The following is a 25,203-nucleotide window of genomic DNA, read 5'->3' as shown; positions in this document are numbered from 1 at the left end:
AGCAATTTGAGAGAAATAGCTGTTTGAAAAACCCGTGGTAAGGATGAGAGAGAAGGCTATCTATTGTATAGACGTAATGAGAGAGCTTTAGAAACAGGAATAAAAAAGGAGACAGAGCCAATCATGGTGGTGAACACCAAAGATCAGCTCTGTTTCCTTTTTAGAGAACGATTTCTTCAATCATAAATGAATCAGGTAAAGAAAATAATCTATAGTTCTTTTTGATTTTTTGCAGAAATAATCAGCATCATGGGTCTGCGCATTTCATCCTTCATTCCCGGAATGGACATCATATTTTCAGGCGGCATAGGCTCAACGAGTCGTTGTAACTGAAACCCATTGACTAGTAATCCATCAACATAGGTAGTCAATGTTTTATGGTATTTCGTTACTTCCTCGCCAAGAAATTCTGCACTTCGTTTTCCTTCATAAAAATAGTTATCTACAGGAAAATGGCGAATCGTTCCATCCTCGGCATAGAGCCATTGCTGCTTACCTTCAGCAGTGAAAATGGGATGCTCCACAGAAAAAATGAATTCTCCATCTGATTTTAAAAATTTCTGAACATTAGCTGCAACAGCTTCAAAAGACGGGACATAATGTAGAGCCAAAGAGCTTATCACAATGTCAAAGCTATTTTCAGGAAAGGTAATATCCTCAATTCCAGCTTGAATATACTCTACTTGAGAAAAATGGGTCTTCTCTCTTGCTGCTTCAAGCATTTTCTCAGACAAATCTACACCAATCACTGATGCCGCACCTTGTTCAGCAGCATAGATGCAGTGCCAGCCATAGCCGCAGCCAAGATCCAGTACAGACTTTCCAGAAAAATCAGGCAGTAGCTGTTTCAGTGTTTGCCATTCTCCGGCACCTTCGAGTCCCTTTTTAGAACGATCCATTTGGCTGTATTTTTCAAAGAAGGCTTGGTTGTCATAGTTATTTTCTTTCATGTTGTTTTCCTCCATGTAAATTCTATTTGTTTTGTCTATTTACATGGAGATGATCTCTTTTATGGGCAATCATCTCATCACCTGCATTTCTTTTTTAGATACCACTATCTTAACACATGATAAAGAGATAGTCAGGTGGTGGAAACGAGTTGTATAGAGCTTAAATAAGAATTCGGTAATGAGAACAAGTGTTGAATCTTTCGCACGCAGGATATATGCTTCTTGTTTTTACTTTAGTATACTAAGTAGAATCAAATGACGTTATAGGAGGAGAATAAATGAACGAGGTAACTTATGCCCATATGCTGATGAATGAACTGGACGGCTATTTTGATTCGGAGATTTCTTGGTCTGAAGAGTATCAGGATCGTGCGTATGATATAGTTAAAATTTTTGAGAGCTTTGAAAATCCGGAGGCAGCGGTTGTACCAATACTGCAGGGCATAGAGCGACAGAGGACATCGGCAATCGATTGGTTTGCTGAGTTTCAAATATTTTTGGAACAGTTCGACAAAGAAAAAATGAAGCATGAATACATCACATCCCTCCAAAGAAAACCTACAGAGATGTGCAACGTGTTATTGCGAAGGCTTGATGTAGATGCTGAAGAAATCGATAACATCATATCAAACCGAGCAAAGCGACTGGAGGAAGCCTTTAATTAGTGATGGTATAAGTAGAGAAATAAATAAACATTCGACTAAGCACCTAGTGAAAAGGGGATAGTCGAATGTTTTATTATGAGCTGAGGAATAAGCAGCTCTCTGCATCATCAGATACAACCAATCAGCCGATCATAATTGTTTCATCTGGGTACTTATACTTCGCTGTCGGTTTAGCAGCTTTCGTCAGTAGGGAGAAGCCAACTGTGAAGAAGCCGACACGACCGATATACATCAAGAGCATAATAATGATTTTCCCGGCAATGGATAGATCCGGTGTCAGTCCCATGGTCAAACCTACAGTTCCAAATGCCGAGAAGACCTCAAAGGCAATATATTCTATTCCGGAATAATCAGGGATGTTTTCAGTCACAGAAAGTACCATGATTGAAACGACACACAATGACAAAGTGATGAAGAACAAAGTAAGAGCTCGAAAAACAGTGGCACTTGGAATCGTTCTCCCATGAAATTCTGCACGTTGTCTTCCTTTGAAGATCGAGATGACTTGAATGACTAACACTGCAAACGTTGTTGTCTTCAAGCCGCCCGCAGTAGAGCCGGATGTTCCACCAATGTACATCAGAAACATTGTAGCAATCAGCCCTGCATTGGTCATATCCAAGTAATTGATTGAATAGTAACCAGCTGTTCGAGGAGTAACAGACATAAAGAATGTATTTGCCAGCCGTTCTATAAAGTTAGTGCCCTCTGTCAAATTCCCGGCATTTTGCTCTGTAAAAAAGAAAACGATGAAGCCGCCAAGCAATAACACAAATGTTGTTGTCAAAGCCAGCTTGGAATGGAGGGAAAACTTCTTTCTTTCCTTATAAAACAAAATATCCTGCCAGACAATAAACCCAAGACCTCCTGAAATGATCAGCAATCCGATAACTATTAGAACATAAGGATTGCTCTGATAAGGGACTAAGCTATCTCCTAATAGATCGAAGCCGGCATTACAGAAGCTGGAAATCGAATGAAAGATACCAAAGAAAATGCCTTTCTTCCAGCCAAATTCCGGAACAAATTGAAAGGAAAGCAGGATCGCACCGATTCCCTGTATAACTAAGGCTAGTTTGACAATGTACATCATCAGGCGAAAGGCACCGGACATGTCGTCCAAATTCAAAGCCTCCCTCAAAAGCATCCTGGTGCTTAATGTGATTTTTTTCCGCATCACAAAATAGAGAACCACTGGCAAGGACATAAAGCCAAGGCCGCCGATTTCAATCAGAATCATGATCAGCAGTTGACCAGCAGGGTTCCAATGCATAGCTGTGTTTAAAGTAGTCAAACCAGTCACGCAGACAGCAGAAGTTGCTGTGAATAGAGCATCGATAAATGGCGTTGCTTCCCCATTTTTTGAAAAAAAGGGCAATGACAGCAGACTTCCGCCAACAAAGATGATCAGTAGAAAGCCCAGTGCAAGAACTTGTACAGCAGATAAATGTTTTTTTGATTTCATAGAGTCATTACGTTCCTTCAGTTAGTAAAATGAATTTCTTTCAGTGTATCATTTTCCCGTAAAAAATCCAGTGAAAGCCGAATTAAATCTATCTTAAAAATGGCTACAGAAGCAGAGCCAAGAATTTTTTTGTTTGTCCTCTACATTGTCGCTGTTATGATCGATGGATACAGGCTATTGCCAGCTCTTAAGCCTTGAGGTAAAGGTATCGCTTAAACTTACTAAGTGTCGTTTATCAATTTGATAGTATAACATCTGCGGATAATACTTCCTATGATTTCTATAGACAATGCTTTGATTTTTCTCTGAATTTCCTGTAGACTAGATAAGGTTTGACTGAAAGAGAATCCCTAGATTTTATGACTGACGACTGCTGTTCATCAGCATTTTTAGCTGATAAATATGGGAAAACCGCTGTTGATGAGTTAGTCTTTTTTGATGAAAAGCCTCTGTGCTTGCAGCATTCAAAAAAGCTGACCCGCTAAAGAGAAGGAGATTGACAGATGGACATTTATTTAAAAAAAGCAGTGATGCATATCATTGATAGAGAAACAGGAACACCTGTGTTCTCAGAGCATGAGCTTGATTTGACAACAGAGTATATTCGAATTTATTTAACGAATAAAATCAATAAGCTGTCGACGGCACAGACGAAAACCGGCGTTTTACTGCAAGAAAGTGATTTTGTAGAAAAGATGTCTGGCATCGCCTCAGATTTCATCCCAAAAAGCCAACAGCTGGTTCAATATTGGTATGATATCTATTCAGGAAGTGAGGATGGTCCCAGCGCCGATTTGTTAGTTGTTCTTTATGAAGAGGATACGGTTTTGCATTTAGCACTGCTGAAACTGAACTATAAAGAAAATTATACCCATTTTGTGGATTATGAGGATGAAGCGGTATACAATAAGCTGATCATCAATCGGGCAATCCTGCCATCAAAAACGCAAAAGCCGGACGAAGGGCTTGTTGTTAATCTGGATACGCTCAGCTATGAGCTTCTAGAAAAGCGTTATGAGTTTTCTGGTGAAAAGCTCTGGTATTTTTCTGAAAAAGTGATTCAATCTCAACCAGCACCTTCGCTAGAGGAAAATGTCAGAGAAATCAAGAAGGCAGTGAAGCGAATTGGGAAAAAATTTGATGAAGATGAATTCGAATTGATTGCGTCTGTCAAAGAAGCAGTATATGAGAGTATTGAAGAAACTGGAACGATCGACAATCAACAGATTGCCGAGCAGGTTTTCAAAGAAAACATCTCTGCTAGAATGGCTTATCAGGAGGAAGTCAATGAATCAAAATTTGTTGACAAGACACCGCCTGTCAGAGAAGCCAGAGAAATTTCTGAGAAAAAATTTGGAAAGCAAAAGCTAAAAATGGATAACGGTATCGAATTGATTGTTCCACTTGAAGTCTATAGAAACAGTGAACTGATCGAGTTTGTCAATAATCCAGATGGAACAGTATCAATCACTTTGAAAAACATCGAAAAAATCAGTAATCAATTATAAATGAAAAAGAGAGTGGGACAATAATCTGTTGCCACTCTTTTCCATACCCTAAATCCGAATAAACGGCGAGTCAGAAGTAGCTCCTACGACAATAAGCCGGAATTCAACAAAAATTTGTGAAACAATTTTCGTGAATTCCGGCTTACTGCTTGTAGCTAAACACTTCTGTCTCAGCCTCTTTTTCTAATTTGTTGAAGCAGCTTTGATTTTTTCTAATGCTTTCTCAGGGACATCACTTTGTTGGACTTCATCCCAGCTGATCACGCCTTTTCGCTCGTTGACTTTCAATTTAAGAAAAGCACCAATACGTAATGGTTTTTCTCTAGATTCATTCATCTTTTGAGTCGTTTCTTTTCCATCTTTATCAAAGGCTGTTTGTGTATAGTGGTAAATTGTATAACTTTCTCCCTTGGCATCCTTTTCCTGAGAGACTTCTCCAGTTGTTGTTATTTCTGTATAGTAGTCTTTCCCGCCATAATAATAGTTATAAGCATACCAAGCACCGCCTGATAGTAGAAGAAAGCCGACAAGTAATCCAATTAATTTTTTCATTATCTTCACCTCATACTTAATTATCGCCATTTTCCTTTTTTTCGCCATCGAAACGTCTTTCCGAAAAGTGACATTTTTGTTAGTCTTTAAATAGAATAAAGAAGAGGGAGTGAATCCAAATGAACAGTATTCAAGTAGTCATTGATCGTCCGATAGGGTATGTGGACAGCTATGGAAATATGTATCCAATCAACTACGGCTATGTAGAGGGAGTCATGGGGGGAGATGGTGAAGAGCAGGATGTATATATATTGGGTGTTGTTGAGCCTCTAAAAGTATTTGAAGGGGAAGTGATTGCTGTGATTCATCGAAAGGATGATGTTGAGGAAAAATGGGTGGCGGCACCCAATGGAGTTCGTTATTCTGTAAACCAAATCCAAGAAGCTGTCCATTTTATTGAGCAGTATTTCGATTCTTCTGTCCGTTTGATAAGCTAATGTTAATCGACAATTTTTTATTTTTGACTAAAGAAAGAAGCTGAAAAATACATTTTTTACAGTCTCATGGTAAAATAAGGTCAAAGATAGGAGGAATGTGATTATGCTACCATTATATGGATTTTTAGATCCGACGTATTTGTTGGTCATCCTTGGGCTGGTCATTTCCATGGCAGCGTCAGCCTACGTCAATAGTACATTCAAAAAATACGATCAGGTAAAAAGCAAAAATAACGTTACAGGTACTCGAGCTGCTCAATTTATTCTTCAATCCGAAAATATTCGGGATGTAGGGGTACAGCCAATTTCCGGTCATTTAACGGATAATTATAATTCAGGAAATAAAATACTTAGTTTGTCTGAGGCTACGGCTCGATCAACTTCTGTAGCAGCTATCGGTGTAGCGGCGCATGAATGTGGTCATGCTGTACAGGATCATAAGAGTTATATTCCGTTGAAGCTTCGGTCTGCAATTGTCCCTGTGGCTAATTTTGGTTCAATGCTTTCTTTTCCAATGATCATGATCGGGGTTTTACTTAGCTGGAATCAAACCTTGATCAATATCGGTATTTTAGCTTTCTCTCTAGCATTGTTGTTCCAATTGGTAACCTTGCCTGTAGAATTCAATGCGTCCAGAAGAGCGTTGAAAATATTGGGTGAAGGTGATCTTTTGACTGCTGAAGAGCTGCCGATGGCAAGAAAAGTATTATTTGCTGCTGCACTTACCTATGTGGCGGCGGCTTTATCAACGTTTCTGCAGTTACTTCGCTTGATTATCCTTTTTGGTGGAAACAATAGGAGAGATTAGCAGTCTGCGGTTGAAATATTGGGTTGTCTCAGCCCTTTATGATATGATTAACATAACTAAACAGTAAGGAGTGGAGTATGATGAAAACATCTACAAAAATTACAGTCGGATTAAGTATTGCTGCAGTTGCAGGAGTAGTTGTCGCAGTAACTGCTTCAGAAAAAATAGTAAAGAAGGTTTCTCATTTATCAAATCGCTGCAAAGCGAAGAAAATTGTTCATGATAAGTTCGGCGGCAATGATAAAATCATGGAGGTTGTCGACCACTTATCAGATAATGAGTTAGATTCTGTCTTGAATCTTTTAGATAAGGTCAAAGAGGGTCGCGAGAAAGCCTCTGATTATACTGAAAAAGCAAAAGATAATGCTGATAATGTAAAAGAGCGTTTCTTGAGTTTTATTGAAGAGTTGATTTAGATAAAGTATTGGTGGGTAGAACGAATAGCGTTCTGCTCACTTTTATTTTTAAGGAAGCATAGACAGTGTTTTACTCGATCAGTATAATGAAACAGATGAGAGACAGTAATTTTGCGGAGGAAGAACAGATGAAAGAGCCGATTTCCGGTTTGAGCTTAGAAGATAAAGAATACTATATGAGAGAGGCTATTCGTTTAGCCGAGAAAGCTGGGGCAATTGAGGAGGTACCGATTGGTGCAGTGATTGTATTAGATGGTGAGATCATTGGTCGTGGATACAACCTGCGGGAACATACACAACAGGCATCCTCACACGCTGAGATGACTGCAATCGAAGAAGCCTGTCAACGAGTTGGCAGCTGGCGTCTGGAGGGAGCACAGCTGTTTGTAACACTTGAACCTTGCCCTATGTGCAGTGGCGCGATGCTGCTTTCTCGTGTAGATGAGGTGTATTATGGCGCTGCAGACCCAAAGGGAGGGACTGCCGGTACCTTGATGAATCTACTGGATGATGAGCGTTTCAATCACACCGCTTATGTGGAGTCTGGCATTTTGGGAGAAGTTTGCGGGCAACTGCTGACCGATTTTTTCAGAGGGCTGCGTGAGAAAAAGAAAGAATTAAAAAGACAAAAGAAAGACTAGCCAAAAAAAACAAAATGGGGTATACTAATAAATGCCGAAAGGCAGGACAATGGTGGGCCAGTGAAGCGTGTCAGATCTGGAAGGAAGCAGCACTAAGCAGGTGCCACCATGTGTCTGTAATTATAGCAACCACAAGCCTTTAAGGGCTTTTTTATTTTATCTAAAATGGTATTGGAACGATATTGTCGGATGGTACTAAAAAATTTTGCTTGAAATTAGGAGAGAGAAAATGGATACTGTTGTTGTTCCCGCTTCAAAGGATTGGATCGATCATGAGGGTGCGGTTTATGGTTTTGAAACAATGATCTGGGGGAAGAAGTCAAAGGTAACATTTGATTTAGAAGCCTATTTGACGGAAATGACTGAGGAAGAGAAGCAAGTATTGGTTGCTGAGCTTTCAAGGGTGTTGAACTTGCTTAATAAGAAAAAATCTTTTTTAACTGAGCTGGCATTAAAAAATGGGCTGAATGAGAAGTTGCGGTATGAGCGTAAGCTGTTTCGACAGGTTCCTGTTATCACTGATCATGAGCAGTATTTAGATGCTGTGATGCCTAATCCATATGATGGAGCTTATCTGGTTTTTGATGAGGCACAACGATTTGATCATGGGGATATTTTCATACAGGCAAACAAAGAAGCGTTGATCGTTACCAATCTTCATTTCAAGCTGACAAAAGAGTTGGATTTCAGCTATCATGGTCATTTTGATTTAAGATCATGAATGTTTAATTTTATCACTCAGCGCCTTCATTTGGACATGCATATATATTATGTGTAAAAAGAATTTTTATTGACAATTTTAACGGGTTATTTTAAGATTACAAGAGTATTGTGTTTCTGACATCAAACACATGAAGCGGTCATGGCGGAATGGCAGACGCGCCAGCTTGAGGGGCTGGTGGGAGGATCTCCCGTGGAAGTTCGAGTCTTCTTGGCCGCATAAAAAGTTATCAGGTCCCGCTTATCAAACAAAGCTGTTTGATAAGCGGGACCTGAGTTTTTTGTTCTGCTTTCTATTCAAATATCAAAGAAAATCCTTCTACTTATTCTGCTCATAGGTTTCTCGATCGATCATAAACAAATAATGAGGCATGTCGATACCCATATAGGTTTTAACGAAGCGTTTTTCCGGCAGCATACCATTACGAATAGCTACTTTCATAGAAGGCAGATTGGTGTCTCTTATGATGGAAACAACAGCAGGTGTGCTTGTCTGTTCAAATGCATACGTCTTACACAGCTCAGCTGCCTCAATCGCATATCCCATGTGCCAGAATTCTTTTTTCAAATGGTAGCCGATCTCAAGATAATCGATGCCGTCTACCTGTTGCTGTGTCAGTCCGCATTCACCAACCACGGTGTTCAATTCTTTATCCCTGATTCCCCATAACCCATAGGCATATGTCTGATAATTCTCGAGATTCCAGTTCAACCAATTCTGTACCTCTTCATCTGTAAAGCCATGTTCATAAGCATACATCACTTCTGGATCTTGTAAAAAATCCTTTAAATCGGAAAGATATTCCTCTGACCATTGGAAGAGCTGCAGTCGTTGCGTTTCCATGTATTCCATCATTTTCCTGACCTCCTTATTAAGAAAATATTCCTTGTGAATTTTACCATATTAATGAAAAGGCAACAATTCATGCTTTACTATATATATAGGCTGCACTACGATTTTCCTTATCAGGAATAAAAGTAATCAGTTCTGACGATTGTAGTGAGTTTGAAGATAGAAGTTAGTTGTTTTCAAAACAATTGTTTTTTTCTAGTAAATACTATAAAGGATTCTATTTAAGAGAAGTCATCTTTGTTCTCAGCTAAATAAAGAAATTACTAGTATGAGGCTGCTTTTTAACAAGAGCTGAACAAGTTATGGGTTGACAAAATTCCGCTAAAACTTTATTATAAATAGGTCGGCAAGTTGTCGATGCCAATTGTTATTTTGCGGTCATGGCGGAATTGGCAGACGCGCTAGCTTCAGGCGCTAGTGGTAGAAATACCGTGGAAGTTCGAGTCTTCTTGACCGCATCTGATGAAACAGAACCTTGTTGTTCTGTTTTTTTTATTTACTCATATCAGTCTAAAAAAGCCGGTTTTCTGTTGAGAAAATCGGCTTTTTCTATTCAGTCGGATCAGAAATCAGCGATTGATTCGCTCTCTATTCTTCATACTGATATTTCCCAAATGCTGATAAAGGGGAAGAATATCCGTTTTTTTAGGAAACTCAAATTTGTTGCGGGCGTGGGTTTCATTGTTTGATCGCTGATTAGCATTCGTTAAATAGGTGATCACGATTTCACTATCATCGATACCGAAGCCGGCCGTCTCCATTTCAACATCAATAATAGCGTCCATATGGATTGATTTGAAAGACGTCTTCTTTCCGGTCGCACCCTGTTTATCAATAAATAAAATTCTATAATTTGTGAATATCAGTGCATCACGAACTAATTGATACCCTATAAGAATCTCTTCGTCTTCGAATAAATATCCCCGATACTCATTCGTCAATTCTTTCGGTGTTTTTTCAGAATAATTTCCTAAAGCACCCTGTACAATATTACCAAAACCAAACTTTGCCATTCTTATTCCTCCCTTATGTGATAGAATTTAGCTGATGCAATTCAATCAAAGCCATCCGACTGAATTATATGCTTATACTAATTAAAGCATAAGCGTTGTGTAAAAAGTAGTGAATTTTTAAGTAGGAAGCTTGCTGATGCATGGATAGTGACATCAATAAAGAAATGGGGACTGCGAATGTGGTGGAAAATGAACTGCCGTTCTTGTACTGAACTGCCTTTATTTAAGGGGGGAAAGGAAGCACCTGAAATAAATATTTTCGACTATTGTAAGGAGGCTATGACAACTGGAAAGTTGATTTATGTGAATGGTAACTGTTCTTTTGAATCCTCTGAGAGAATACTTCAAGAGGAAACGCAATACACCGTTGTTCATTATTTCAAATGCAGCCATTGCGGGCAATTATTCCTGTTGGGCTTTTGTATCCGTGGAGAGCCTTTTTTTAAGAAAGTCAGTAAGGTTGAAGAAGGGCTGCTAAGATAGCAAAAGCGTATTGGAAAAGAGCCATAGCTGATCTAAGCTCCTGATAAGGAAGGACAATCACTAAAGCCATCAACGACATTATGTAAGACTCTAATAAAAAATTTTGTAAATTCTGAAAATTATCGTTGCAATTTTTTCTATACTGGCGTAACTTAAACAGTATAAATTTTATAAAATGAGGGATTCCGTATGAGAAATTTTGAAAAATCAAAAAAACTTGATAATGTAAGCTATGATGTTCGTGGACCTGTTTTAGAAGAAGCGGACAGGATGCAGGAAGAAGGCATCAATATCTTGAAGCTAAATACTGGAAATCCCGCCCCCTTCGGCTTTGATGCGCCGAATGAGGTCGTACGAGATATGATTACGAATGTGCGCAATTCAGAAGGCTATTCTGATTCTAAAGGAATTTTTTCTGCAAGAAAAGCGATTGAGCAATACTGCCAGCTAAAGCAGTTTCCAAATGTGACGATCAATGACATCTATACAGGAAATGGAGTTAGTGAACTGATTACCATGTGTATGCAGGGGTTATTGGATACCGGTGATGAAGTGCTGGTGCCAATGCCTGACTATCCTTTGTGGACAGCCTCTGTGTCACTTGCCGGCGGGAAACCTGTCCATTATGTTTGTGATGAACAGGCCGAGTGGTATCCGGATATTGATGATATCAAATCAAAGGTTACAGCGAATACAAAAGCTATCGTTATTATCAACCCGAATAATCCAACAGGTGCACTCTATCCTAAAGAGCTATTGGAAGAAATCGTTAAGGTGGCAAGAGAGAATGATTTGATCATTTACTCTGATGAAATCTATGATCGACTGGTGATGGATGGACTGACACATATTCCGATTGCAACATTAGCACCTGATTTATTTGTTGTGACTCTAAATGGTTTGTCTAAGTCTCATCGAGTAGCAGGATTCCGGTGCGGCTGGATGGTTCTTAGTGGCGATAAATCTCGCGTGCAGGGCTATATCGAAGGCTTGAATATGCTTTCTTCCATGAGATTATGCTCAAATGTTCTATCACAGCAAATCATTCAAACCGCTTTAGGCGGTTATCAAAGCGTAGATGAACTTCTATTGCCGGGTGGTCGGATTTATGAACAAAGGGAGTATATCTATAATGCAATCAGTGCTATCCCTGGATTGTCTGTCGTGAAACCGAAGGCAGCATTCTATATTTTTCCGAAAATAGATATTGCTCGTTTCAATATTTATGATGATGAAAAATTTGTTTTAGACTTTCTTCATGAGCATCATATCCTGCTTGTTCACGGTGGCGGTTTTAACTGGAATCAGCCGGATCATTTCCGAATCGTTTATTTGCCAAAATTGGAAGATTTGAAAGTTACTGCTGAGAAGATGGAAGAGTTTTTAAGTACTTATAAACAGAAATAGAATTGGCCGAAGATTGTGGCAGAAGTTGCTTCTGCCACATGCTGTTTCAGTTTTAAGGAGCTGAGGCAGATTGCTGTCACAGCTCCTTTTTTCTAAGCGAAGCATACGGATATGGGCAACTTCCTGTTTTTTATTCAATTTATATTCGATAAATATTTCTTATGAAGTACAAGAATAAAAGATTATGTAAATGGCCCGAAAATGAGAGTGAGGGAAGATAAAAAAACAAGCTCTTCAGATGACGGTTTCTGAAGGAGCTTGCCTAATTCTGTATTTACTCAACCAATGCTTGCTGCTAAGTGTTGAGTAACGTGCACTCTTTTTTGCTTATGATCATTCGATTGGTGTATTTCTCTTTCATATCAGAGCTTGGATCATCAACTACAACCAGATAAGAATTTTCATACTCTTTTTCAATGTAGCCAACATGATTACTTTTTTCCCAATTAAAACTTACTTTCTTTTCTTGTGTCATGTATAACACTCCTTATTTTTAAAAATAAAGTGATGTCGACAGTGGGTGAAGTGGGTGAAGTATATTCTTGCAGTTTATTATGCAATAAAGTACAATGAATTCAAAATGCGAATTCGCATATTTTGCTATTTATAATATATTTAATGGTTTATATATTTTTTTCATTAATAACAGGTACAAGGGAGAAATCATGAATTCTTTTGGGAGTGTTATCAAAGAGATAAGAAAGAAAAGGAAATTGACGCAAAAAATGCTGTCGGAAGATATTTGTTCGCAAAGTGTCCTTAGTCGGATCGAGAACAATGAAGAGCTTCCGAATGTTGTTGTGATGCAGCAGATTTGTCAGCGTCTGGGTGTAACGATGGATCAGATCATGCATTTTCGTTCTGAAGAGGTTCAGATGCTGATGCAGACATTTGAAAAGATCGCTAATTATTTTCGTCATAAGGAGTATGAAAAAATTCTTTCCTTTATAAAAGCGATAAAATTAGAGGATCGTATTTATTTGGATTCAGACTGGCAGCGCTATTATTATTATCTGGGCAGTTGTGAATTCTATCTGTACAATAATTATGAAAAAGCAATTTTCAACTTACGAAAAGGGCTTTCTTATACGTATCAGACGAATAAGACGAATTTATCAGATTTTGAAATACAAATCATTAGTTGTATCGGCATTACCTATGGATTGATGGGCAAACGCGATGAGGGAGAAAAATATTTGAAATTGAGTATTCATTATTTTCATGAACTCCCAAATGAGCGGATAAATGCAGAGTTGACTAAAATATTTTTTAACTATGCGTATTTTCTGCTTCAGGAAAAACGGGTGCAGGAAGCTTTGATTTACATTGACCAGGGGATCTCTTGGGCACGTAAAAAGAACAGCTATTATTATCTTGAAGAGTTGTTTGATTTAAAGAGCGAGCTGTATAGCCTAGTGGATGATTATCCGAATGCAAAGGTTTACAGTCAAATGGCAGGCCATGTGGGGCAGATTGCACATCTGAAATTATAATAAAAGGTCTACACCATTCTTGACTTCTGCGGCTATTAAGAGTAACTTAAACAGTGAGAAAACTTTAGAAAGAAGGATGAATATGAAAACATTTATCTTTGCAGAAAAATTCTTTTTAAAAAGTGACGTGAAGGGTCCTGGGTATCTGGAAATCACTGATGGGCTATTTGGCGATTTTTATAAAGAGCTTCCCGACAAAGAAGCAAAAGTAATTAGAGAAGAAGGCAAATGGATCGCACCTGGCTTAGTAGATACTCATATTCATGGTTTCATGAATCATGATGTCATGGATAATGATGCAGACGGGCTGAAAGTAATGTCAGAAGGACTGCTTTCATGTGGTGTGACTTCATTTTTACCGACAACTCTTACATCCACTAAAGAACGTCTGAAGGATGTAGCTGAGACGATCGGCAAGGTCTATCAGGATGTAGAGGGTGCGAAAATTCAAGGGATTTATTTCGAAGGTCCTTTCTTCACTGAAGAACATAAAGGGGCGCAAAATCCTAGCTATTTTGGTGATCCTGATTTAACTACTTTCCATGAATGGCAAGAGGCTTCCGGCGGTTTGATCAAGAAAATCGCATTAGCTCCTGAACGTAAAGGCGTGAAGGAATTTGTTAAAACGATAACAGATGAAGGTGTCGTTGTGTCTCTTGGACATAGTGATGCGACACTGGAACAGGCTACAGAAGCTGTTGAGGCTGGTGCAAGTGTGTTTGTTCATGCCTATAATGGTATGCGTGGACTGAACCACCGTGAACCTGGTATGGTTGGTGCATTGATGTCTCTGAAGCATGTCTTTTCTGAGTTGATTTGTGATGGTCATCATGTGCATCCTAATGCAGCAGATATCTTGATGGAGAAAACAGGGCATGACCATGTTGCTCTGATTACAGACTGTATGATGGCTGGTGGTATGCCTGATGGAGACTATAACCTTGGAGAATTCCCAGTTGTTGTAAAAGACGGAACAGCTCGTATGGAATCTGGAAATCTTGCTGGGAGTATCTTAAAATTAAAAGAAGCAATCAAAAATGTTGTAGACTGGGAAATTGCTACGCCAGAGCAGGCAGTGATGATGGCAAGCCTTGTACCCGCAGTTAGCTGTAAAATCGATGATAAATGTGGAATGATCGCTAGTGGTCGTGAAGCAGATTTCATTGTGCTGAATCCATCAATGGAGTTGGAAGCAACTTATCTGGATGGTGTAGAACGCTACCGTTCATAATTGAATAAAAAAGAGATCCGCGACTTGCAAGAGTCGCGGATCTCTTTTTTATTCAGTTTCAGAGCCAGATACAGCTGGTAAAATCGATGAGTCGATTTTGCCTTCTTCATAGGAGGCAAAAAACTCACTTAAGAACAACGGGAAAATCTCAATATCCTGCTTATACAAAGAGCTGGGAATAACAAAGGTTTCATCATTGTTTCCCCCGATAAAATCGCCATCGATCGTTTGGCAGACAACCAGGAAATCTGTTTCCTGCCAATAGTGGATATCTGCTTCTGATAAGGTATCTTCAGAGGCGAGAAATCGCACGTTTTCCTCAAACCTTTGTTCAATATCTGTCTGAAAAATAAAAAAGGGATCATCTTCATCTTGTTGTTCAGTAATCATCAGTTGTAAAAATGAATGTGGATCTTGAACGTCAGATTTCTCTTGTATTTCACGAAAGTTCATACCATTCACCTACTTTTCATTTATAATTCTGACATAAAAATCAATGTCACTGTTCTTACTTAGACCCTTTGCTTCCATTTCGATGGATTGACAAAGGAGGTCTGAGCCCTCATAGATTGGGGTCACACGATAACGAATCGTTTCGCCGTTATCCATCGCTTTTCTTATCTGGTTCTCGTACTTGGTCATATAAGGGGCGTTGACGGGTGTCTGATAGAGTGTCGTAAGATTTCGACTGTCATCTCCCGTACCTCCAAGCTGTCGCCCGATCAGATGTCCTCTGGAATGATCGTAGGGCTCTTTCCCGGAAATAAACCCCGGAGGACGAATACTCTGATTCGCTGAGGTTCCAGTATTGACCATATCAGGCGTCAGCAAGGCATCTGCACCTGTTGCCCGTCCGAGAGAATCAAGTTTATGGTAAGTGATCCAGCCCTTTGAGCTGTTCTTCATCTCGCTGTCAGAAAACGAAGCCTGGCCTAGCTCTTCGGGTCCCGGGTTTTCAGAAGCATTATTTTGATTCGAGTTTGATGACGGCAGACTTTGCTCTACCGGTGTTGTATCCAAACCTAGGAAATCCTGAAGTTCAGAAGGAACCTGTATTCCCAGTACGCCCAAGACAAGAACGACTAGAATTCCGGCGATGATCATCATTGGATGTTGCGTTTTTGTATCCTTTTTCTTTTTACCTGCCATTAAAAAATCTCCTTTATTCAATTACACTCATTTTCTTATTATACGAAAAAAGTAGGCAAACTGAAAGTTTTTTAGAGGATTTCTCTATAAGAGGTCATTGGACATAAAATTGATTTTTCAGAAGAGAAGAGGAGAACAAAATACAAGTCAATTGCACAATAACTCAAGCGATGTTAAATGTTAAGAATTTATTAAGACGTGGGTTTTGTAAAGTAAAAAAGAAGTTTTATTTTCCTCCGCTATTTATTTCTGTCTATATAATATGAAGAATTCCACTGGATGGAAAGCGTTTTCTGTTATTGAATGTTTTTATTTTTGGAAGAATCCATCGAATTTTTTTAATATAAAAGGAATTTCGCGTATGTTGAGTGATGATTTTTTGATATATCCTGTTATTTTTGTTTAATTATTGATAGAATATAAGAAGTACTAGGTAGGAAAGGGAGTGAGAAAGTGATACAAGGGATACCGATTCAGACGATTTATTTATATGTTTTGATCATCTGCGCAGTATTGGCGGTTATTTTGCTGTTGATTGGGGACATTTTTGATTTTGATGGACCTGTTGATCCGATGCTGATTATTCCATGGTTGGCCTTTACTTCTTTATTGGGCTATTTTGGGGAATACTTGACTGATTGGAGTCATATACTGATTTTTCTGGTGAGCGGAGCTGTTTCGACAGTAGCTGTTTTTTTACTAAATTTCTATTTATTTGCGCCGATGAGAAATGCAGAGGCTACAATGTCTATCTCTGAAAAAGATATGGAAGGAAGCACAGCAACAGTCATCACACCAATTCCAGTTAATGGTATGGGGGAGATTCAATTCAAAAGTGTGACAGGTTCTTTAAGCAGACCCGCAGCTTTCTATACTTCTCAGGAAACGGGGGTTGAACGAGGAGCAATGGTGTTGATCATTGAAATAAGGGATCGGGTGTGTTACGTAGTCCCTTATGAAAACACATTAAAGATTTAAGAAGCTCATAAAGATTGGAATAAAAAATTCCATAAAGGTTCATCGCAGAAAAGATACGATTCCTGCAACTTTATCTACAAAAAAACGAACAACAAGAAGAAAAAAGCAAAGGAGAACCATTTCCCTTTTACCAAGTATGCTAGGGAACTGGGCATCGGACCTCCGAAATAGAGAAACTGAGAAATAACTTAATCAGTTTCTTCAAAAAAGCAAAGGAGGACCATTTCCCTTTTACCAAGTATGCTAGGGAACTGGCTATCGGACCTCCAAAATAGAGAAACTGAGAAATGACTTGATCAGTTTCTTCAAAAAAGCAAAGGAGGACCATTTCCCTTTTACCAAGTATGCTAGGGAACTGGCTATCGGACCTCCAAAATAGAGAAACTGAGAAATAACTTGATCAGTTTCTTCAAAAAAGCAAAGGAGGACCTCTACTCTTGCATAAACAAGAACCTAGAAGTAGAGGCTATCGGACCATTAAAATGAAGAATCAATGAAATAACTTGAGTTGATTCTACAAAAAAACAAAGGAGACTTACACATGATAGGGATTTTTGCACCGATTATATTGGTTGTTTTTATTTTACTAATGCTATTGATTATTTTTGTTTCAAAGTATCAAACAGCGAAGCCGGATGAGGCGCTGATTATTAGTGGTAGCTATCTTGGAACGAAAAATGTTCATGCAGATGAGCGCGGCAATAAGATCAAAATCGTTCGAGGAGGCGGTGCATTTGTACTACCGGTCTTCCAACGTTCTAATCGAATCAGCTTGCTTTCCAGCAAGTTGGATGTATCGACTCCCGAAGTATATACAGAACAAGGGGTTCCGGTTATGTGTGACGGGACATCGATCATCAAAATCGGCTCTTCTGTAGAAGAGATCGCAACTGCAGCGGAACAATTCTTAGGTAAGACAAGAGAAGAGCTTGAAAATGAAGCCCGCGAGGTTCTTGAAGGACACTTGCGTTCGATCTTGGGTTCAATGACCGTAGAAGAAATTTATCAGAATAGAGATAAGTTCAGCCAAAGCGTACAAGAAGTAGCCAGTGTAGATTTGGCGAAAATGGGTCTGATCATCGTATCATTCACAATTAAAGAAGTACGTGATAAGAATGGGTATTTGGATTCGTTAGGTAAACCAAGGATTGCACAGGTAAAACGTGATGCAAATATTGCGGAAGCTGAAGCGTTGAAGGAAACGAGAATTAAAAAAGCAGAGGCTGAAAAGGAATCACAACAAGCAGAGCTGCAGAGACAGACTGAAATCGCTGAAGCTTCAAAGGAAAAAGAATTGAAGCTTGCTACGTATAAGCAGGAACAAGATATTGCCAAAGCGAAAGCCGATCAGGCTTATAACTTGGAAAGTGCACGTGCCCAACAAGAGGTTATTGCACAGGAGATGGAAGTTAAAGTCATTGAACGTCAGAAGCAGATCGAGTTGGAAGAAAAAGAAATCACTCGTCGTGAGAAACAATACGATTCAGAAGTGAAGAAAAAAGCTGATGCAGATCGTTATGCGAAGGAACAGGAAGCTCTTGCTCAAAAGGCGAGAGAAGTAGCTGAAGCGGAAGCAGAGCGTTTTAGAGTAGAAGCGCTGGCAGAAGCCGAAGCGAATCAAACACGTCTTGCCGGTCAAGCTCAGGCGGAGGCGATCCTTGCTCGAGGAACAGCAGAAGCCGAAGCAAAACAGAAAATTGCCGATGCCTTCAAGGAATACGGCGAAGCTGCTGTATTGAGCATGGTAATGGAAATGTTGCCGCAATTGATGAAAGAGGCTGCTCAGCCATTGGGTAACATTGATAAGATTTCTGTTGTTGACACTGGATCAGGCGGCGAAAATTCAGGTGCGAACCGCATTACGAATTATGCAACGAATCTACTGGCGGGAACACAGGAAACACTGAAAGAATCTACTGGGATCGATGTAAAGGAACTGATTGAAAACTTTACGAAAAAAGGCACCAGCAGCAGTGTGAACTACTATGAAAACAGCAAACCAACAGATACACAGGATAAATAAACTGGTAGGTTGAAATCAATAATAACTGATTTTTTAGAGATGGAGAAATCCATCTCTTTTTTACTGAGATTATTTGTGACGATCTATAAAGAGTGAGAAATGGAGTCAAGTAAGTTTTCAAAAAGCAATTGGAATGAAGAGCGTTGCATCTTTCAGACTGTTGATATCGAAATAGTATATAGCTCAACATAAAGGACCGTCTTGCTTTTGCAGTTCTAGGAAAAAAAACTGCCCGAAAATTTCAGACAGTCTTTTTTAGGTAATAAATATGATAGTTAACTTTTTATACGCTATTGCTGCAGTTTTTTTGAAGTCATTGCTTTTATTGAGGGTGTTCCTCTTCTTCAATTCTTTTTTTCACACTTATACGCATTTCTTCCAGCTCTTTTTCTTTCTTTTCCAGCTCTGCCAGATCTTCATCAATTTGGCGCTTCTTTTCAACAGGCTTTGCCCGAATCAGAAAATTGATAGAGATTCCAACAAACGTACCTATGAAGGTGTCAAGTACCCGTTCAAAGGCATAATAGACAGATTCTCCCTGAGGCACACTTAGAGCGATCATCAACAGAGTTGCAATTGCCGAAATGATTCCGGGATTATTGCCGATACCATCAGACAGTACAATGACAAGGATCACTAGGAGCGGCAGGAAAAGCAGTTCAACAAGAAAATCATTTGAGAAGTACTGCTGGACAACAAAATAAAGAAGGGCGAGTCCACCGCCTATAGAGTTACCGATAATTCTTGATTTTCCAAAGGACAGGCTTGTTGTTAAATCCTGACGCAGAGAAAAAACAGCTGCCAGTGCCGCAATCATTGGTGCACCACGATCGAATACCTTGAATAGCAAAATACAAATCATTACAGCTAAAGCACTTTTTATTGTTCGCATACCTAAACGGAATGGACCGATTGTCATAGAATATTTCTCTCCTAAAAAATATTTACTATTCCATGATAACCGAAATAGAGGTAAAATTACTAGTGCTAAGTAAGAAAGAATAATATTTTTGTAAGGAGGCTGCAAATGAAAATAGGATTAAGAACCATCAAAACAGCTGTTAGTGCTGCGGCTTCCATGATGATAGCATCAGCGCTTGGCTTGCTGAATCCGGCTTCTGCGGGAATCATTTCCGTGCTGAGTGTAACACCGACGAAAAAAACATCTTTGTTTACCGGAATAAACCGACTACTGTCATTGGCCTTGGCTACAGGAATAGCTTTTGTTTGTTTTAAGATCTTAGGGTTCACACCTTGGGGATTTGGGGTCTATTTACTTCTATTTATCCCTGCAGCGGTTTCTTTGAATCTGTCAGATGGAATCGTTGTCAGCTCAGTATTGGTTACCCATTATCTAATTGAAAAGAGCTTGTCATGGTCGTTGATTGGTAATGAGTTTTTGTTGATGATCATCGGTGTTGGTATGGCATTGCTGTTGAATATGTATATGCCAGATGTGGAAAAACGACTGAAGGAAGATCAAGAGGCCATTGAAGCAGTTTTTAGAAAGATTCTACATGATATGGCGATGTACCTGAATGAAACTCAGAAGGAACGGATGCTATTTGAGCGCTGTAATGAATTGAAGGCTCTCATCAATGAAGGACAGGACTGGGCGAAGAACCACGCTGAAAATCAACTGCTTTCCAAGGATAATTACTATTTGGATTATTTTATTATGCGTAAAATGCAAAGCTCGATTCTAAAGGATATGCTGAGACTATTGGAGCAAGTGGTTGTTGAAGCTGATCAGGTCAAGAGTATTAAGAGGTTGTTGGAATATACGTCACGGACCTTTTCAGAGGCTAACGATGGAAGGGACATATTGGATCAGATTGGAATAGTTTATGAAGAGTATCGTCAGAGTGCCCTACCTAAGACGAGAGAAGAGTTTGAGAATAGAGCCAAGCTGTTTCAGTTTCTTCAATTATTCTACTCGTTTATTGAAACAAAAAAAGAGTTTGCTGAAGATCATCTACTTGAAAAGAAGGCAAATGACTAGAAAGGCCTCAGCAGCATAATCGATTACTTGATTGGAGAGAAAAGGCATGAGTACACTTAAGAAACCAATATTGACACAAGATTTGACGAGTGATATCCGAAACTATTTAGGGTCTGAATTCGAACATGTAGCTGTCCATTCGATTGAGGTTGCTGATTGTGCAGCTGCATTGGTTGAGCGGTTTGGCGGAGATAGAGAAGCTGCAAAACAAGCGGGACTGCTGCATGATATCAGTGTGGTTGTTCCAAATGAAGAGAAAATTCTACTAGCTCAACAGTTGGGGATTGATATCTGCGAGGAAGAACGTCAAGTTCCGATGCTTAGTCATCAGAAGCTGTCCCGTTATATGGCAAAGGAACTATTTCGAATTGAGGACTCCTCGGTTTTATCAGCAATCGAATGTCATACAACGCTAAAAAGAAATCCAAGCAAAATGGATCAGTTAGTGTTTCTTGCGGATAAAATCAAATGGGATCAAGGTGGGGAGCCTCCATATCTGACAAAGCTGGAATCTGCTTTGAATCATTCTCTGGAAGAAGCTTCTCTAGTGTACATCGATTATCTTTTATCCAATGATATATTGGTTATCCATCCATGGTTGGCGCAAGCGAGAACAGCACTCATTCAACAAAGACGTTCTTGAAAATACTTGTTGTTGAAGCTTTTAGCGTATCTGAATCGATACCGATAGGCAGTTCGTGTCAAAAAGAAAAAAGTGATTGACTTTCAGTTGGGTGAGAGGTAAGGTTTAAGCGTGTGGGGTGTTAACTTGTAAGAATGGAAAAGGAAGGGTAGTTATGGCAAAGTACGAAGAAGATTTCATGCTGCGGCAGGCCAAGCAAATGGCAGATCTTTTGGGGAGTTTTATGGACAAGGAATCTGTTGCAGAAATAATGGAGATGGATGCAGAGCAGGGGCAAAAATTAAAGATGAAAGCCCATGAAAATCTTTTGGAGCAATTAGGCAGCCAAGCAAGTCAGTCAAGCCGAAAAAGAGAACGCTCGTTGATCAAACGACGAATAGCAGAATGAAAAGAAATCAATAAAATAGCTAAAGCAGCTGGGAAATGAATCTTTCCGTTGCTTTAGCTATTTTCTATTATCTAATTAGCAATATCTGTTACTTTTTCCATTCCTGCTGCATCTGATCAAGCAGATCGATCACGTCTCTTGTCATAAAGAGGGAACGGTTGGTTGTGCGACCGTCAATCACATCGATCATCGTTTGGATTTCATAATTAAGGGCCTGATCAGTGGAGCCTGAAATAACAGTTTCAGTTGTGCCGTCATTGAAATAGATATGTGCCTGATCCGCTCGTGGGTAATCGGTAATAGTGATATAGGCATTTTCAAATGACACAATCCCTACTTTTGGCGCTTTTGATTGAAAGCTTAGTGTTACGGCAGCCATCTCGTTTTTTTCATTTTGCAAAATCGTTACGGACTGTTCATCTACCCCGGTAGAAAAAGGTTCCATTACAGAAGCTTTGACAGAAGGCTGTTCAGTCAGGAACCAGCGAGCGAAGGAGACGGCATAGGTACCGATATCTAATAGGGCTCCGCCTGCCAGGTCGGGATTGAAAAAGCGATTTTTCAGATCAGGTTCTTTGTAGCTGCCAAAAGGTGCTTGAATCATTTTTAGTTTTCCAAATTTACCAGTATCAATAATATGTCTCAGCTCATTATACAGAGGCATATTGAAAATCGTCATTGCTTCTGCCAAAATCAACTGTTTTTCTTCAGCAAGTGCCATTGCTTCAATCAGTTCAGCACTATTCATCGTAATGGCTTTTTCACACAGCACATGTTTACCAGCATTCAGGGCTTGCATAATGTGACTGTGGTGCTGTTTGTTAGGAACTGCGATATAAATGATATCAATGGTCTCGTCTGCAAGAAGCGCCTCGTAGGAGCCATAAAACGTTGGGATGTTATATGCTTCAGCAAAGGCCTGCGCTTTATCCTTTGTACGTGAAGCAACAGCGGTAAGCTGACTTTGTTCTTGTTCAAATCCTGATGCAAATTGATGAGCAATTTCTCCAAGACCAATAATTCCCCAGTTATATTTCTTCAAAAATTCGTCCTCCTGTGGTAAGCTATTTTCTTCATTATACAAAAGAAGAGGAAAACAGTGAAAGAAAATGGCGAAAAAAAGAAAGTTTCCCTTTTTTTAGAGACAAATAGATGATTTTTCTCCTTTTTTTAAGTAAAATGAATAAGAGGAGGGGATTGGTATGCACCAAGTATATATAGATATCATTATAAGTGCGATCATTGAACAATATACGTCAGAAGAAGCCTTTTACTTGGATCATTTGAATATTGATGAACAACAATGGTCAAATTGGAAAAAAGGGACCGGTAATTTAAGTAATGAAGATATGCAGAAGATAAAAACGCTGTTTACTGATTACGAATGGATGCTGACACAAAAAGTCATGCGTCAGACTGTATTGTTCCCTGAAAAAAGAAATATTGCTGTTTCAGAGTATAAGCGTCTGAAAACGATCATTGCCGGGAAATGGCTGAAAAACGATGTAGGGAGAGCCGAGCTGTTGCCTTCAGGCGGAGCGAATGAAGACGAAAGCTTTATTAATCTAAAGGTTTCGGTTTCCTATGGAGAATGGGGTTTTGATGATATTCTAACCTTCCGTCTGCCGTCAAGACTACAGCCGCAGCTGGATGGATCAAAAGTCGAGCTATTAGATTGGGTCGATGAAAATCTGATGGAAACCTATGTTGGGGAATAATTGTATAAATTATTTAAAAATAACAAACGTTATGATAACTGCCTTGTATTATCAACAGTTTTATTGTATAGTTTGCTAGAATGTTCATCGATATAAGAGATGTATAGTAAAGATAAAGTAGGGATTTTATGACATTAAAAAGGCGTAAAAAGAATAGGCTTCCAATTCTTCTAATAGGATTGCTTGTACTAACGGGAGTTTTTGTACTTTCTTTCCGGATGTACTTCGGCAATAGTGCGGAAGATGTGATTGAGACACAAGATAATAAGACTGTCTCAAAGGAAGAGTTTATTGAACGGATCAGACCGCACGCCCAGGAATTACAGGCTTCTTATGGTGTTCTTCCAAGCATCATCATCGGTCAGGGAATACTTGAGTCGAATTGGGGACAAAGCACCCTGGCTTCGGAATATAACAACTTGTTTGGGATCAAAGCTTATGGTGAGCAGAGAAAAGTAAATCTGGAAACACAGGAGTACATAAATGAGGTATGGGTAACGATACAGGGGGATTTCCGAGTATATGATACTTGGGAAGAGTCAATGGATGACCACACGAAGCTTTTCGTGAATGGTGTAGATTGGGACCCTCGTTTATATGAAAATGTTCTTTTAGCTAATAACTATAAGGAAGCAGCTGAGGCTTTGCAGACTGCCGGCTATGCCACAGATCCGGATTACGCATCAAAGGTGATCCATGTGATCGAAACTTATAATCTAAATAAATATGATTATTGATAAAAGAAAGGAAGTGTCTGTATGGAGAAGCTATGGATACCGGAAATCACAACGCCGCTGAAACAGGATATCATTCAAGTACCTGAGGTCATCAGTCAAGCTAGTGGAATCAAAATATTTGGTAAGAAGATTCGTTCGATCATTTTTACGACAGATATTGCCATCATTCGGAATACAAACGCAGATGCAGTCATTGCAGTATATCCATTCACACCGCACCCTGCTATCACGAAAAGTATCATTGAAGCTGCAGATATTCCCGTCTTTTCAGGTGTCGGCGGGGGATTGACTCAGGGAACGCGCTCTGCATATATGAGTCTGTTTGCAGAGTCACAGGGCTCAATTGGTGTTGTGTTAAATGGGCCGACACCGATAGAGACAATCAAAAGCGTCTGTGATGTAGTGGACATTCCAGTAATCAGTACCGTTACGTCAAAGTTTACTCCTTTAGATGATAAACTAGAGGCAGGCGTTACTCTTATCAATATCAGTGCCGGAAAAGATACGGCGGACACGGTCAGACATTTTCGGGAAAAATATCCTGACTTGCCGATCATTGCTACAGGAGGACCGACAGAAGCATCTATCGAAGAGACGATTGAGGCAGGAGCCAATGCAGTCACTTATACACCTCCAACGAATGGGGAGCTGTTCAGTAAGAAAATGGCGAAATATCGGGAACAGGAAAAACAGGATACGGTATAAAGGAAATCGGATCAGAAGCAGCTGCTTCTGATCTTTTTGTTTCAGCAGAATAAAGCAGTTGATATCGAGGCAATATGGTCGCAGCAGATATGAAAGCCATTCAGTCATTTATCTTGTCTATAGCAGGAAGGTAAGCGTTTTTCTGTTGTCTTCTTCTATTTTATGAGAAAATTCTAAGGGTAGTTTTTGAAGCTGTTCCTTGCATTTTTTTCATTTTG

Annotated in this window: 28 protein-coding genes, 2 tRNA genes, 1 other RNA gene and 1 pseudogene; 22 read left to right on the top strand and 10 right to left on the bottom strand. The window is 39.4% G+C overall.

What is annotated here, in order from left to right; all coding sequences use genetic code 11:
* Positions 1 to 209 precede the first annotated feature (209 nt).
* On the bottom strand, positions 210 to 950 hold the full coding sequence (locus tag I6N96_RS18945; RefSeq protein WP_209559139.1) for a class I SAM-dependent methyltransferase: 741 nt from the start codon (positions 948 to 950) through the stop codon (positions 210 to 212).
* A gap of 278 nt (positions 951 to 1,228) precedes the next feature.
* Here I6N96_RS18945 and I6N96_RS18940 point away from each other — a divergent pair, with 278 nt between their 5' ends.
* Positions 1,229 to 1,615: a hypothetical protein gene (locus I6N96_RS18940; RefSeq protein WP_209559138.1), complete on the top strand. Its 387-nt coding sequence runs from the start codon at positions 1,229 to 1,231 to the stop codon at positions 1,613 to 1,615.
* Positions 1,616 to 1,736: 121 nt separating this feature from the next.
* Here I6N96_RS18940 and I6N96_RS18935 read toward each other — a convergent pair whose 3' ends face one another.
* Positions 1,737 to 3,080 carry a TrkH family potassium uptake protein gene (locus I6N96_RS18935; protein WP_209559137.1) on the bottom strand — a complete coding sequence of 448 codons (1,344 nt, stop codon included), beginning with the start codon at positions 3,078 to 3,080 and terminating at the stop codon, positions 1,737 to 1,739.
* A gap of 503 nt (positions 3,081 to 3,583) precedes the next feature.
* Here I6N96_RS18935 and I6N96_RS18930 point away from each other — a divergent pair.
* Positions 3,584 to 4,588, top strand: coding sequence for a nucleoid-associated protein (locus tag I6N96_RS18930; protein WP_209559136.1), 1,005 nt, complete (start codon positions 3,584 to 3,586; stop codon positions 4,586 to 4,588).
* A 183-nt stretch (positions 4,589 to 4,771) separates the two neighbouring features.
* Here I6N96_RS18930 and I6N96_RS18925 read toward each other — a convergent pair whose 3' ends face one another.
* On the bottom strand, positions 4,772 to 5,140 hold the full coding sequence (locus I6N96_RS18925; protein ID WP_209559135.1) for a YxeA family protein: 369 nt from the start codon (positions 5,138 to 5,140) through the stop codon (positions 4,772 to 4,774).
* A 119-nt stretch (positions 5,141 to 5,259) separates the two neighbouring features.
* Between I6N96_RS18925 and I6N96_RS18920 the strand changes: the two genes are divergently transcribed.
* The 7 genes from I6N96_RS18920 to I6N96_RS18890 all read left to right on the top strand — a co-directional run bounded on the left by I6N96_RS18920 (position 5,260) and on the right by I6N96_RS18890 (position 8,382).
* Positions 5,260 to 5,577 carry an inorganic diphosphatase gene (locus I6N96_RS18920; RefSeq protein ID WP_209559134.1) on the top strand — a complete coding sequence of 106 codons (318 nt, stop codon included), beginning with the start codon at positions 5,260 to 5,262 and terminating at the stop codon, positions 5,575 to 5,577.
* Between the two features lie 103 nt (positions 5,578 to 5,680).
* Complete coding sequence (locus tag I6N96_RS18915) at positions 5,681 to 6,385, top strand: zinc metallopeptidase (RefSeq protein WP_209559133.1); 705 nt, start codon at positions 5,681 to 5,683, stop codon at positions 6,383 to 6,385.
* Positions 6,386 to 6,465: 80 nt separating this feature from the next.
* Positions 6,466 to 6,801, top strand: a complete 336-nt coding sequence (locus tag I6N96_RS18910) for a hypothetical protein (protein ID WP_209559168.1) — start codon at positions 6,466 to 6,468, stop codon at positions 6,799 to 6,801.
* A 128-nt stretch (positions 6,802 to 6,929) separates the two neighbouring features.
* Entirely contained in the window at positions 6,930 to 7,442 is a 513-nt protein-coding gene (gene tadA, locus I6N96_RS18905) for a tRNA adenosine(34) deaminase TadA (protein WP_209559132.1), read from the top strand.
* A gap of 38 nt (positions 7,443 to 7,480) precedes the next feature.
* An RNA gene (ffs, locus tag I6N96_RS18900) (signal recognition particle sRNA small type) lies at positions 7,481 to 7,566 on the top strand.
* A 105-nt stretch (positions 7,567 to 7,671) separates the two neighbouring features.
* Positions 7,672 to 8,163, top strand: coding sequence for a hypothetical protein (locus I6N96_RS18895; RefSeq protein WP_209559131.1), 492 nt, complete (start codon positions 7,672 to 7,674; stop codon positions 8,161 to 8,163).
* Between the two features lie 135 nt (positions 8,164 to 8,298).
* Positions 8,299 to 8,382 (top strand) — tRNA-Leu (locus I6N96_RS18890).
* 99 nt (positions 8,383 to 8,481) lie between these two features.
* Here I6N96_RS18890 and I6N96_RS18885 read toward each other — a convergent pair.
* A complete protein-coding gene (locus tag I6N96_RS18885; RefSeq protein WP_430650184.1) occupies positions 8,482 to 9,018 on the bottom strand; it encodes a GNAT family N-acetyltransferase in 537 nt (178 codons plus the stop codon).
* Between the two features lie 371 nt (positions 9,019 to 9,389).
* On the opposite strand from I6N96_RS18885, the gene I6N96_RS18880 reads away from it, so the two are divergent.
* A tRNA-Leu gene (locus I6N96_RS18880) sits at positions 9,390 to 9,473 on the top strand.
* A 111-nt stretch (positions 9,474 to 9,584) separates the two neighbouring features.
* Here the strand turns inward: I6N96_RS18880 and I6N96_RS18875 are convergent.
* The gene (locus tag I6N96_RS18875; RefSeq protein WP_209559130.1) at positions 9,585 to 10,028 is read right to left on the bottom strand and encodes a PH domain-containing protein; all 444 of its coding nucleotides are present in this window, start codon (positions 10,026 to 10,028) and stop codon (positions 9,585 to 9,587) included.
* A 279-nt stretch (positions 10,029 to 10,307) separates the two neighbouring features.
* Here I6N96_RS18875 and I6N96_RS18870 point away from each other — a divergent pair, with 279 nt between their 5' ends.
* The gene (locus I6N96_RS18870) at positions 10,308 to 10,511 is read left to right on the top strand and encodes a hypothetical protein (protein ID WP_209559129.1); all 204 of its coding nucleotides are present in this window, start codon (positions 10,308 to 10,310) and stop codon (positions 10,509 to 10,511) included.
* Between the two features lie 189 nt (positions 10,512 to 10,700).
* Positions 10,701 to 11,918 carry a pyridoxal phosphate-dependent aminotransferase gene (locus tag I6N96_RS18865; protein WP_209559128.1) on the top strand — a complete coding sequence of 406 codons (1,218 nt, stop codon included), beginning with the start codon at positions 10,701 to 10,703 and terminating at the stop codon, positions 11,916 to 11,918.
* 295 nt (positions 11,919 to 12,213) lie between these two features.
* Here I6N96_RS18865 and I6N96_RS18860 read toward each other — a convergent pair whose 3' ends face one another.
* Entirely contained in the window at positions 12,214 to 12,393 is a 180-nt protein-coding gene (locus tag I6N96_RS18860) for a hypothetical protein (RefSeq protein WP_209559127.1), read from the bottom strand.
* 190 nt (positions 12,394 to 12,583) lie between these two features.
* Here I6N96_RS18860 and I6N96_RS18855 point away from each other — a divergent pair, with 190 nt between their 5' ends.
* Together I6N96_RS18855 and nagA are read left to right on the top strand one after the other, a co-directional pair.
* Complete coding sequence (locus I6N96_RS18855) at positions 12,584 to 13,411, top strand: helix-turn-helix domain-containing protein (RefSeq protein ID WP_209559126.1); 828 nt, start codon at positions 12,584 to 12,586, stop codon at positions 13,409 to 13,411.
* An 82-nt stretch (positions 13,412 to 13,493) separates the two neighbouring features.
* Positions 13,494 to 14,642, top strand: coding sequence for an N-acetylglucosamine-6-phosphate deacetylase (gene nagA / locus I6N96_RS18850; RefSeq protein WP_209559125.1), 1,149 nt, complete (start codon positions 13,494 to 13,496; stop codon positions 14,640 to 14,642).
* Between the two features lie 48 nt (positions 14,643 to 14,690).
* On the opposite strand, the gene I6N96_RS18845 is transcribed toward nagA, so the two are convergent.
* Positions 14,691 to 15,095: a hypothetical protein gene (locus tag I6N96_RS18845; RefSeq protein ID WP_209559124.1), complete on the bottom strand. Its 405-nt coding sequence runs from the start codon at positions 15,093 to 15,095 to the stop codon at positions 14,691 to 14,693.
* A 9-nt stretch (positions 15,096 to 15,104) separates the two neighbouring features.
* Positions 15,105 to 15,791 (bottom strand): DNA/RNA non-specific endonuclease, encoded by a 687-nt coding sequence (locus I6N96_RS18840; protein WP_209559123.1) that lies wholly within the window; start codon positions 15,789 to 15,791, stop codon positions 15,105 to 15,107.
* A gap of 453 nt (positions 15,792 to 16,244) precedes the next feature.
* On the opposite strand from I6N96_RS18840, the gene I6N96_RS18835 reads away from it, so the two are divergent.
* A complete protein-coding gene (locus I6N96_RS18835) occupies positions 16,245 to 16,769 on the top strand; it encodes an NfeD family membrane protein (protein ID WP_209559122.1) in 525 nt (174 codons plus the stop codon).
* Between the two features lie 541 nt (positions 16,770 to 17,310).
* Positions 17,311 to 18,792, top strand: coding sequence for a flotillin lipid rafts scaffold protein FloT (floT, locus tag I6N96_RS18830; protein WP_209559121.1), 1,482 nt, complete (start codon positions 17,311 to 17,313; stop codon positions 18,790 to 18,792).
* Between the two features lie 322 nt (positions 18,793 to 19,114).
* On the opposite strand, the gene I6N96_RS18825 is transcribed toward floT, so the two are convergent.
* On the bottom strand, positions 19,115 to 19,711 hold the full coding sequence (locus I6N96_RS18825) for an FUSC family protein (RefSeq protein ID WP_209559120.1): 597 nt from the start codon (positions 19,709 to 19,711) through the stop codon (positions 19,115 to 19,117).
* 108 nt (positions 19,712 to 19,819) lie between these two features.
* On the opposite strand from I6N96_RS18825, the gene I6N96_RS18820 reads away from it, so the two are divergent.
* The 3 genes from I6N96_RS18820 (at position 19,820) to I6N96_RS18810 (ending at position 21,825) form a co-directional block, all read left to right on the top strand.
* Positions 19,820 to 20,794 carry an aromatic acid exporter family protein gene (locus I6N96_RS18820; RefSeq protein ID WP_209559119.1) on the top strand — a complete coding sequence of 325 codons (975 nt, stop codon included), beginning with the start codon at positions 19,820 to 19,822 and terminating at the stop codon, positions 20,792 to 20,794.
* A gap of 46 nt (positions 20,795 to 20,840) precedes the next feature.
* Positions 20,841 to 21,437 carry a bis(5'-nucleosyl)-tetraphosphatase (symmetrical) YqeK gene (yqeK, locus tag I6N96_RS18815; RefSeq protein ID WP_209559118.1) on the top strand — a complete coding sequence of 199 codons (597 nt, stop codon included), beginning with the start codon at positions 20,841 to 20,843 and terminating at the stop codon, positions 21,435 to 21,437.
* A 154-nt stretch (positions 21,438 to 21,591) separates the two neighbouring features.
* A complete protein-coding gene (locus I6N96_RS18810) occupies positions 21,592 to 21,825 on the top strand; it encodes a hypothetical protein (RefSeq protein ID WP_209559117.1) in 234 nt (77 codons plus the stop codon).
* Positions 21,826 to 21,913: 88 nt separating this feature from the next.
* On the opposite strand, the gene I6N96_RS18805 is transcribed toward I6N96_RS18810, so the two are convergent.
* Complete coding sequence (locus tag I6N96_RS18805; RefSeq protein WP_209559116.1) at positions 21,914 to 22,867, bottom strand: Gfo/Idh/MocA family protein; 954 nt, start codon at positions 22,865 to 22,867, stop codon at positions 21,914 to 21,916.
* Positions 22,868 to 23,027: 160 nt separating this feature from the next.
* Here I6N96_RS18805 and I6N96_RS18800 point away from each other — a divergent pair, with 160 nt between their 5' ends.
* The 3 genes and pseudogenes from I6N96_RS18800 (at position 23,028) to I6N96_RS18790 (ending at position 24,985) form a co-directional block, all read left to right on the top strand.
* Positions 23,028 to 23,543, top strand: a complete 516-nt coding sequence (locus tag I6N96_RS18800) for a hypothetical protein (protein WP_209559115.1) — start codon at positions 23,028 to 23,030, stop codon at positions 23,541 to 23,543.
* 275 nt (positions 23,544 to 23,818) lie between these two features.
* Positions 23,819 to 24,280, top strand: a pseudogene (locus I6N96_RS18795) (glycoside hydrolase family 73 protein); the annotation flags it as partial.
* Positions 24,281 to 24,301: 21 nt separating this feature from the next.
* Positions 24,302 to 24,985, top strand: a complete 684-nt coding sequence (locus I6N96_RS18790) for a beta/alpha barrel domain-containing protein (RefSeq protein WP_209559113.1) — start codon at positions 24,302 to 24,304, stop codon at positions 24,983 to 24,985.
* Positions 24,986 to 25,203: the final 218 nt, after the last annotated feature.

It is taken from the genome of Enterococcus larvae, from assembly GCF_017830045.1.
Taxonomy (GTDB): domain Bacteria; phylum Bacillota; class Bacilli; order Lactobacillales; family Enterococcaceae; genus Enterococcus_L; species Enterococcus_L larvae.
This window is presented reverse-complemented; position numbering and strand designations above follow the sequence as displayed.